Source organism: Herminiimonas sp. CN (genome assembly GCF_000622895.1).
Lineage (GTDB): Bacteria > Pseudomonadota > Gammaproteobacteria > Burkholderiales > Burkholderiaceae_D > AVCC01.
On sequence record NZ_AVCC01000108.1, the window covers coordinates 1 to 9319 of the forward strand.

The 9319-nt window shown below is 58.0% G+C and carries 8 protein-coding genes; 5 read left to right on the forward strand and 3 right to left on the reverse strand.

The features are described from left to right. The first annotated feature begins 65 nt into the window (after nt 1-65). Nucleotides 66-1268, forward strand: coding sequence for an ammonium transporter (locus HMCN_RS0116070; protein WP_025918337.1), 1203 nt, complete (start codon nt 66-68; stop codon nt 1266-1268). A gap of 268 nt (nt 1269-1536) precedes the next feature. Here the strand turns inward: HMCN_RS0116070 and HMCN_RS0116075 are convergent, their stop codons facing one another. Beyond that, entirely contained in the window at nt 1537-2634 is a 1098-nt protein-coding gene (locus HMCN_RS0116075) for an NAD(P)/FAD-dependent oxidoreductase (protein WP_025918338.1), read from the reverse strand. Between the two features lie 125 nt (nt 2635-2759). Continuing rightward, nucleotides 2760-3083: a ferredoxin FdxA gene (fdxA, locus tag HMCN_RS0116080; RefSeq protein ID WP_025918339.1), complete on the reverse strand. Its 324-nt coding sequence runs from the start codon at nt 3081-3083 to the stop codon at nt 2760-2762. A gap of 384 nt (nt 3084-3467) precedes the next feature. Here fdxA and HMCN_RS0116085 point away from each other — a divergent pair, with 384 nt between their 5' ends. From HMCN_RS0116085 to HMCN_RS0116095, 3 genes are all read left to right on the forward strand, one after another. After that, nucleotides 3468-4130, forward strand: coding sequence for a lactate utilization protein C (locus tag HMCN_RS0116085; RefSeq protein WP_025918340.1), 663 nt, complete (start codon nt 3468-3470; stop codon nt 4128-4130). A gap of 151 nt (nt 4131-4281) precedes the next feature. Next, nucleotides 4282-5694: a sodium:proton antiporter gene (locus HMCN_RS0116090; protein ID WP_025918341.1), complete on the forward strand. Its 1413-nt coding sequence runs from the start codon at nt 4282-4284 to the stop codon at nt 5692-5694. A 7-nt stretch (nt 5695-5701) separates the two neighbouring features. Then, entirely contained in the window at nt 5702-6679 is a 978-nt protein-coding gene (locus HMCN_RS0116095; protein WP_025918342.1) for a D-glycerate dehydrogenase, read from the forward strand. A 122-nt stretch (nt 6680-6801) separates the two neighbouring features. On the opposite strand, the gene ppnN is transcribed toward HMCN_RS0116095, so the two are convergent. Beyond that, complete coding sequence (gene ppnN, locus HMCN_RS0116100) at nt 6802-8172, reverse strand: nucleotide 5'-monophosphate nucleosidase PpnN (protein ID WP_025918343.1); 1371 nt, start codon at nt 8170-8172, stop codon at nt 6802-6804. Between the two features lie 164 nt (nt 8173-8336). Between ppnN and HMCN_RS18010 the strand changes: the two genes are divergently transcribed. Next, on the forward strand, nt 8337-9146 hold the full coding sequence (locus HMCN_RS18010; RefSeq protein WP_025918344.1) for a fused MFS/spermidine synthase: 810 nt from the start codon (nt 8337-8339) through the stop codon (nt 9144-9146). Nucleotides 9147-9319 lie beyond the last annotated feature (173 nt).

Sequence of the window (9319 nt, forward strand, 5' to 3'; positions counted from 1 at the left end):
GGAATGTTTTTTGCTTAATAAGTGAGCAAATAATTTTTAATGCACTTTTATTGGGAGTTTTTTATATGGATGCTCATGCATATGGCGCCAACGCATTATTTATCTTGCTCGGCGCCATCATGATTCTGGCGATGCATGCGGGTTTTGCCTTTCTCGAATTGGGAACCGTCCGCAAGAAAAATCAGGTTAACGCGTTAGTTAAAATATTAGTCGATTTCGCGATTTCAACCATTGCTTATTTTTTCGTCGGTTACAGCGTTGCTTATGGCATCAATTTTTTCAGCAGCGCGGAAGTGCTTTCGGCCAAAAACGGCTTCGAGCTGGTCAAGTTTTTCTTTTTGCTGACCTTTGCCGCAGCCATCCCCGCGATCATTTCGGGCGGTATTGCGGAGCGTGCCAAATTCAATCCGCAGCTGGTGGCGACTGCCTTGCTGGTCGGCTTTGTCTATCCGTTTTTCGAGGGCATCGCCTGGAACCATCGCTTCGGCATTCAGGCATGGCTGAAACTGATGTTTTCCCATGAGTTCCATGATTTCGCCGGTTCGGTCGTGGTGCATGCGGTCGGCGGCTGGGTGGCGCTGCCGGCGGTCCTGCTGCTTGGCGCGCGGCGGGGGCGCTACACCAAGGATGGGGCAATCTCGGCCCATCCGCCGTCCAGCATCCCGTTTCTGGCGCTGGGAGCCTGGATTCTGACCGTCGGCTGGTTCGGGTTCAACGTGATGAGCGCGCAAACCCTGGACCAGATGAACGGGCTGGTGGCAATCAACTCCCTGATGGCGATGGTCGGCGGCACCCTGGCGACCTTGGTGCTGGGCAAAAACGATCCGGGGTTTGCGTACAACGGCCCGCTGGCCGGTCTGGTTGCGGTCTGCGCCGGTTCGGACCTGATGCATCCGCTGGGGGCGCTGGTGACCGGCGGTATCGCCGGCTGGATTTTCGTCTGGATGTTTACGCTGACCCAAAACAAATGGAAGATCGATGATGTGCTTGGCGTATGGCCGCTGCATGGCTTGTGCGGCGCATGGGGTGGCCTGGCAGCGGGTATTTTCGGATTGCAAGCGCTGGGCGGGCGCGGCGGTGTCTCGTTCCTGTCGCAACTGCTCGGGACCCTGATGGGAATCGGCATCGCCTTTGCCGGCGGCTTGCTGATTTACGGCGTGTTGAGGAAAGTCGTCGGCATCCGGCTCGACCCGGAGCAGGAGTTCGACGGCGCCGACCTCGCCATCCACAAGATCAGCGCGACGCCGGAGCGCGAATCCAGCTGGTAGGTCGGGACGCGGACGAAGGGGCCCCGGATGTGTGTTCGCAGGGCCTTTGTGAAATTGTATTTATTCGGAGTATATAAAATTTAACTGCATTTTTCGCAGTATTTTATTGCAGTATTGAAAAATACATATCGCAGTATATTTATACTGCTGCATTTGCTATCGGCTGCTGCAAAACAGCAGTTTCAAGAAAAATGGCCCTGTAGCGCAGACCAGTTTTGCGCTACAGGGCCATTGAGTTCGGCCTGAATACGGGAATAAGTCGCGGGAATCAGTCGAAGGTCGGGCTTTCGACGCCGAGGATTTTGTGCAGCTTCGGCGAGGTGGTGGTGTACTGCATGTGGATCTTCTTCTCGGGGAAGATATACGGTGCAGCGCCGAACGCGGCCAGTGCGGCTTCGTGAAAGCCGGACAGGATCAGCTTCTTCTTGCCCGGGTAGGTGTTGATGTCGCCGACCGCAAAAATCCCTGGCACGTTGGTTTCGAATTTTTCGGTATCGACCACCTTCAGCTGCTTGCGCTCGATATCCAGACCCCATTCGGCAATCGGGCCGAGTTTTGGCGACAGGCCGAAAAATACCAGCAAATCGTCCAGCGGCATGCGGCGGGTGACGCCGTCGGCGCCGGTGACCTTGATCTCGGACAGCATGTCGTCCTTGGTTTCCAGTCCGGTGACCTGGCCGACCAGGAACTGCATTTCGTACTCGTCGCAGAGCTGCTTCATTTTCGCAACCGAGGCCGGCGCGGCGCGGAAGTCTTCGCGGCGATGGATCAGCACCACCGATTCGGCCTTGCCGACCAGGTTCAGCGCCCAGTCGAGCGCAGAGTCGCCGCCGCCGCAGATCACGATATTCCTGCCTTCGAAGCGTGCCGGGTCCTTGACGCGGTAGAACAGTTGTTTACCCTCGAATTGTTCGATGCCGTCCACTTTCAGGGTGCGCGGCTGGAACGAGCCGACGCCGGCGGCAATGAAGATGGTCTTGGTGAGAAAGCGGGTGCCGGCCGAGGTTTCCAGGTTGAAGCGACCGTCTTCGCGTCTTTCGACCACGGTAACTTCCTGATTCAGGTGGAAGGTTGGCTCGAACGGTTCGATTTGCTTGAGCAGGTTGTCGGTCAGTTCCTGGCCGGTGCATACCGGTACAGCGGGGATGTCGTAGATCGGTTTGTCCGGATAGAGCTCGACGCATTGGCCGCCAACCACCGGCAGCGAATCGATCACATGAGCCTTAATTTCAAGCAAGCCCAGTTCGAACACCTGGAACAATCCAACCGGGCCGGCGCCGACGATGACCGCATCGGTTTCGATCGGCGCCTTGCCGGCTGCGGTTGGGTGTGGGGCGGAGGTCGAGGCAAGGGCGCTGGTTTCCATACGACTGTCTGATTCCTGTTTCATTTCAATTGTCCAAAAACACCATTCTGCCGCCGGAACCAGTCGGGCAGCCAAGTCTGGCGAAATACTGGCGCACCTGCACATGCGCCCTAGAGTAAACGCGTTTAGCGCTTGAGGTGCTGCAGCTTATCCTTGACGTCTTTCCACTCTTCGGCGATATCCAGCGGGTTTTTGGTCTTGGTGATGGCGGGCCATTTAGGCGACAGCTCGGCATTGATCTTGATGAATTGCTGCTGGTCGGCCGGAACGTCTTCTTCTGCAAAAATCGCATTGACCGGGCATTCGGCAACGCACACCGCGCAGTCGATGCATTCATCGGGATCAATGGTGAGAAAGTTCGGGCCTTCGCGGAAGCAATCTACCGGGCACACATCCACGCAGTCCGTGTAGCGGCACTGGATGCAGGATTCGGTGACAACGTGGGTCATAACAGTCCTATCTGTATTTAGCTAAAATCAGTCGAACGCCTGGGCGTCCTGTCGAGCTCCTGGTAGGACGCTACTCTAATGAATAACGACCAAGCTGCGATGAAGCCCTGTATTTTAAGTTAATCAGGCGGTTCTAACAAATTTCTCTTTTAGACAAAATACCTATAAGCAAATTCCAGGGGGGCTTGGCAAGGCGGCGATGCGCCAATAGTGCTGAATCGGCGGCGAGGGTTGCCGTTTCGATGCCGGTCGCCCGGCTGTGCATTGTCGGGAATGCGTGAATTATTTGCTTTTGCGGTTTGAAATAAAATCATGTCATGACCGGCGGTATTGGCCGGATGATTCGGCTACACTGCCAATTCCTATACAGCAGGTGAACGCATTATGGATACTTCGGCAGCGCGCCAGGCCATTTTTAGCCGCATTCGCAAGGCACAGCAACGATCAAGCCAGGTCAGTCAGGGCGAGCGCGACGCGGTGCAGGATTATCTGCAATATCATCCGAGCGGACCGCAGCCGCAGGTTGGAGCCGATCTGGTCAGGCATTTCACGCAGCAGGCACAGCGCATGTCGGATACGGTGGCCGAGGTTGCGAGCATGGCTGAAGTGCCGGCGGCGGTTGCCGCTTATCTGGACGATCTCGGCATTGCGAAGCAGGCGATTGCCTGGAAAACGCTGGACGCGCTGGACTGGAAGTCGAGCGGGCTGGCACTGGCGTATCGCCCGCCGCTCAATGCCGATCTGGTCGGCATCACCGGTGCTTTTTGCGCGGTCGCAGAGACCGGTTCGCTGTTGCTGCTGTCCGGTCCCGACACCTATGCTTCGGCCAGTTTGCTGCCGGAAACGCATATCGCGATCCTGCCGGCTTCGCGCATCGTCGCGTATATGGAAGACGCCTTTGCGCTGGCGCGCGCCGAACGCGGCGAGTTGCCGCGTGCGGCCAATTTCATTTCCGGCCCGTCGCGCACCGGCGACATCGAGCAGACCATCGTGTTGGGAGCGCACGGCCCGTACCGGGTGCATGTGATCGTGGTGCTGGACGCCTGATTGCCTGCTTCGCAATTGCAAAAATAACCCTATTGCCGGAGTTTTCTTCGTGCTGCCCGTTTTCCGCCGCGCCACAAATTGGCGGCGGGCAACGGGCTTTTGTCGTTTGACGCGATAATGACGGGGCAATACATCATCAGGGAGACTTCGATTGCGTATCAAAAATAATGCCTGTGCGCTGCTGTGCCTGTTGGCGCTGCTGCCGGGCTTGGCGCATGCATCCGCCATCGACGGCAGCCAGTTATCGGTTTGGTGGGGCGTTCCGTTTGCCGGCATGCTGCTGTCGATTGCATGCGTGCCATTGCTGGCGCCGCAGTTCTGGCATCACCATTTCGGCAAGGTTGCCTGCGGCTGGTCGCTGGCTTTCCTGCTGCCGTGGATCGTGTTTCTCAGCCCGGCGACGGCAGCAGCCGGGATGATGCATGCGCTGACCGATGAATATATTCCGTTCATTATTTTGCTGACTGCGCTGTTCGTGGTGGCCGGCGGCATTTGCGTGCGCGGCAATCTGCATGGCACGCCCTTGCTCAATACCGGATTGCTGCTGCTGGGAACGCTGCTGGCCAGCGTCATGGGAACCACCGGCGCCTCGATGCTGATGATCCGCCCGCTGATTCGCGCCAACGATAATCGCAAGCATGTGGCGCATATCGTGGTGTTTTTCATTTTTCTGGTGTCGAACATGGGCGGCTCGCTCACGCCCCTGGGCGACCCGCCGTTATTCCTCGGATTCCTGAAAGGCATCGATTTTTTCTGGACCATGCAGAACATATTTTCCGAAACCTTGTTTGTCTGCAGCGCATTGCTGGCAATTTTTTACCTGTTGGATCGGCGTTATTACAAGCTCGGCAATGAAAAGCTGCCGCAAGACCCCACGCCGGATTCCGCTATCCGGCTGGAAGGCAAGGCCAATTTTCTGCTGCTGGCAGCAACCATCGGCGCGGTGCTGATGAGCGGCTTGTGGAAGCCGGGCGTGTCGTTTTCGGTGCTCGGGGCGCATTTCGATTTGCAAAACGCGATACGCGACCTGCTCTTGGTGGCGATTACCCTGGCTTCGCTCGCTATTACGCCGAAGTCGGCGCGCGAGGGCAATGATTTCAGCTGGGGGCCGATGCAGGAGGTGGCCAAGTTGTTTGCCGGTATTTTTATTACCATCATTCCGGTCATCGCGATGCTGCGAGCCGGCGAGGCTGGGGTCTTTGCGGCCGTGGTGCATGCCGTTACCGATGGCCACGGACAGCCGATCAATGCGATGTACTTCTGGGCCACCGGGCTGCTGTCGGCCTTCCTGGACAATGCGCCGACCTACCTGGTGTTCTTCAATATCGCCGGCGGCGATGTCCGTCACTTGATGACGACATGGGGATCGACCCTGGCCGCGATTTCCTGCGGCGCAGTGTTCATGGGCGCCGGCAGTTATATCGGCAACGCGCCGAACATGATGGTGAAGGCGATCGCCGAGGATCGCGGCGTCAGAATGCCGTCGTTCTTCGGCTACATGGCGTGGTCGGCCGGGGTCCTGCTGCCGCTGTTTGCTCTGACTACGCTGATTTTTTTCCGTTGAGGCAGTGATGAAACCGAAAATTCTTGTCACCCGTGCGGTGTTTCCTGAAATTATTGATTTGCTGGTGCAGCATTTCGAGATTGAATCGAATCAGGGCGACCGGATTTATACCGAAAGCGAGCTGATCGCCAAACTGCGCGGCAAGATTGGCGTATTCACCACGCCGAGCGAACGCATTTCGGCTGCAGTCATGGCCGCCAACCGCCAACTCAAGGCGATTTGCAATATGGCGGTCGGCTTCAATAACATCGATCTCGAAGCCGCCACCCGCGCCGGCATCATGGTCACCAACACGCCGGAGGTGCTGAATCAAACCACCGCCGATTTCGCCTGGGCCCTGATGCTGGCGGCGGCGCGCCGCGTGACCGAATCGGAACACTGGCTGCGCGCCGGGCAATGGCAGCAATGGCGCTTCGACACCTTCCTCGGGGCCGATGTGCATGGCGCCACGCTCGGCATTCTCGGCATGGGGCGGATCGGGCAGGCGATCGCCCGGCGCTCGCTCGGATTCGACATGCGGGTGTTGTATCACAACCGCTCCCGTTTGCCGGCCGGGCAGGAAGCGCAGGCGAATAGCGCCACTTTGGTAAGCAAGGAGGAATTGCTGCGCAGCGCCGATCACCTGATACTGGTGCTGCCGTATTCGCCGCAAACCCACCATGCGATCGGTGCGGCAGAGCTGGCGCTGATGAAGCCCGGCGCGACGCTGGTCAATATCGCGCGCGGCGGCATTGTCGATGATGTGGCGCTGATCGCCGCTTTGCGCGAGCGGCGCATTGCCGCCGCAGGGCTGGACGTGTTCGAGAATGAACCGCGCTTTAACCCGGATTTTCTAACCTTGCCGAATGTCGTTCTGACACCGCATATCGCCAGCGCGTCGGAATCGACTCGACGCGCGATGGCATATTGCGCAGCAGAAAACCTGATCGCTGCCCTGAGCAGTGCGCAGCCGCCGAATCTCCTGAACCCCGAATTCCGCAGATAAGCCGATGACTGGTGCGGGCCGGGTTCAATCTCCAGGTGCGACCCGGTTTATTTCTGCCATTTTCCGTACTGTTGCAGAAAATGGCAGAAAACAGGAGTGCGCCAGCGCTGTCGGACCAGAGGTTACTGGATGATCTTGTAGCAGGGGATGTATTTCTTTCCTGGCAATTTCATACGATGCTGCTCGACGAACGATGCCAACAGCGCATCCATCGATGCCATGATGGCGGCGTCGCCGCGGATTTCGAAGCGGCCGTGCCGTTCGATGGTGCGGATGCCTTCATCCTTGACGTTGCCGGCCACGATGCCGGAAAATGCGCGCCGCAGGTTGGCCGCCAGCAGGTGGCTGGGCTGGTTCTTGTGCAGCGCCAGGCCGCGCATCGCGTCGTGGGTTGGCGTGAACGGGTGCTGGAATTCGGCGTCGATTTTCAGCAGCCAGTTGAAATAATAGGCATCGCCTTTTTCCTTGCGGAATTCGCGCACCTGCTTGATGCCGGCCAGCATTTCCTGCGCCACCCCGACCGGGTCGTCGACCATGATCTTGTAGCGTTGTTGCGCGGCGCTGCCCAGGGTGTCGCCGATGAACTGGTCGATCTGGCGGAAATAATCGGCCGATTTTTCCGGGCCGGTAAAGATGAGCGGGAATGGAATCGCCGCATTGTCCGGATGCAGCAGGATGCCCAGGATGTACAGGATTTCTTCCGCAGTGCCGGCGCCGCCGGGAAACACTACGATCCCGTGGCCGGCGCGCACGAAGGCTTCCAGCCGTTTTTCGATGTCCGGCATGATGACCAGGTCGTTGACGATCGGGTTCGGCGCTTCGGCGGCAATGATACCGGGTTCGGAAATGCCAATGTAGCGCCCGCCGTGGATGCGCTGTTTGGAGTGGCCGATGGTGGCCCCCTTCATCGGTCCCTTCATCGCGCCGGGGCCGCAGCCGGTGCAGATGTCGAGATGGCGCAAGCCCAGTTGATAGCCGACTTTTTTGGTGTAATCGTATTCTTCGTGGCTGATCGAGTGGCCGCCCCAGCACACCACCAGTTGCGGATTGATCATCGGGTGCAGCACGTTGGCGTTGCGCAAGACATGAAACACCGCATCGGTAATGCCGTCCGAAGTGCTGAGGTCGAATTGCGGGTTGTCGTGGATTTCGTCGTTGACATAAATGACGTCGCGCAGCACCGCAAACAGGTGGTCGTGGATGCCCTTGATCATTTTTCCGTCGACAAAGGCCACGCCCGGCGCGTTCATGACGTTGAGCTTGATGCCGCGTTCGCGTTGGATGATGCTGAGGTCGAAGGATTTGTAGCGCTCCAGCAGTTCCTTGCCGTCATCGACGTCGCTGCCGCAGTTGAGTACCGCCAGCGAGCAGTTGCGAAACAGCGTATACAAACCGCCATGACTGGTGTCGAGCAGTTTGCTGACTTCCGCTTTGGACAGCACTTCCAGGCGACCTTCCGGCGAGATTTGGGTATTGACGACTTCGTATTCCATAAACGTATGAATTTTCCAAGTGAAGTGTGTGTTGCAAACAGGTATTGTAATGAATCGCTACTTTACTGATAAACCAGCGCTGCATGTTGTCTCGTCGCCTTTTTTCTTGCTTTGCGAGGCCGCTTCGGCGCACCATTGCGAACCCAGTACCAACAGGATGCCCGATGCCCAAGCCATGCAAGACCGATTTCGACGATTTTCTGGATTTGCTGGAAGACGCCTGCGGTAAACCATTCGTCCAGCGCCGGGGCGATCTGCTATCCCTGCATTTTAACGGGGTCGCGATCCAGAGCGAAATGCGGTTGTCGGCGCCGGACGAACTGGTGTTCAGCTACACTCGCGCGATGATGGGTTTTTTGCTGTTTCAACCGGCGCCCGCGCATCTGCTGATGGTCGGGCTGGGCGGCGGCTCAATGGCCAAGTTCTGCTACCGTCATCTGCCCGATACCCGCATCACGGTGCTGGAACTGGATGCCGACGTGATTGCGCTGCGCGATCAATTCCTGATCCCGCCCGACGATGCGCGCTTCCGGATCATTCATGCCGATGCCGCCGACTTCATGGAAAGTGCGCGCCAGGATGTCGATGCGCTGCTGCTGGACGGCTTCGGCCCCGACGGCTTGCCGCCGGAGCTGTGCTCGGCGCAATTTTATGCGCTCTGCCGACGCGCACTCAATCCGCGCGGCGTGCTGGTTGCCAACATCATCGACCGCGACCCCCGGCTGCCGTCCTGCATCGCATACCTGCACGCGGAGTTCGGGCCGCGGGTGTGCTGGTGCCGCGCTGAAGGGGGCGGCAACCGGATTGTGTTTGCCGTCAATGGCGCAAGCGACGGTGAAGGCGACGCTGATGACGGCAACGAATGCAGGCATGCATTCCGGCCGCAATTGCTGCAAAGGGCGCAAGCCAGCGGCTTGCGCAGCCAGCTAAATTTGCCGCAGCTGGTGGAGCGCCTGCGGTGCCGCCATTCCTGACCTGGCGGCTGGCATTGCGGGCTGCCGCCAAGGCCGGTTTTCGGCCGGAAAGGCCCTCTGCACGGAACACTTATGCACAAATAAAGCAAGCGGAAAAATATTTAAATATTTTTCTAGTCATGCGATCTTATTTTTCTAAGTTATTTGATTTTTAAATTAGTAATTAATTTTAT

Bases quoted from the DNA above. Each gene is read 5' to 3' on its own strand.
- HMCN_RS0116070 (WP_025918337.1), top strand. From the start codon at position 66: ATGGATGCTCATGCATATGGCGCCAACGCATTATTTATCTTGCTCGGC.
- HMCN_RS0116075 (WP_025918338.1), bottom strand. From the start codon at position 2,634: ATGGAAACCAGCGCCCTTGCCTCGACCTCCGCCCCACACCCAACCGCA.
- fdxA (WP_025918339.1), bottom strand. From the start codon at position 3,083: ATGACCCACGTTGTCACCGAATCCTGCATCCAGTGCCGCTACACGGAC.
- HMCN_RS0116085 (WP_025918340.1), top strand. From the start codon at position 3,468: ATGGATACTTCGGCAGCGCGCCAGGCCATTTTTAGCCGCATTCGCAAG.
- HMCN_RS0116095 (WP_025918342.1), top strand. From the start codon at position 5,702: ATGAAACCGAAAATTCTTGTCACCCGTGCGGTGTTTCCTGAAATTATT.
- ppnN (WP_025918343.1), bottom strand. From the start codon at position 8,172: ATGGAATACGAAGTCGTCAATACCCAAATCTCGCCGGAAGGTCGCCTG.
- HMCN_RS18010 (WP_025918344.1), top strand. From the start codon at position 8,337: ATGCCCAAGCCATGCAAGACCGATTTCGACGATTTTCTGGATTTGCTG.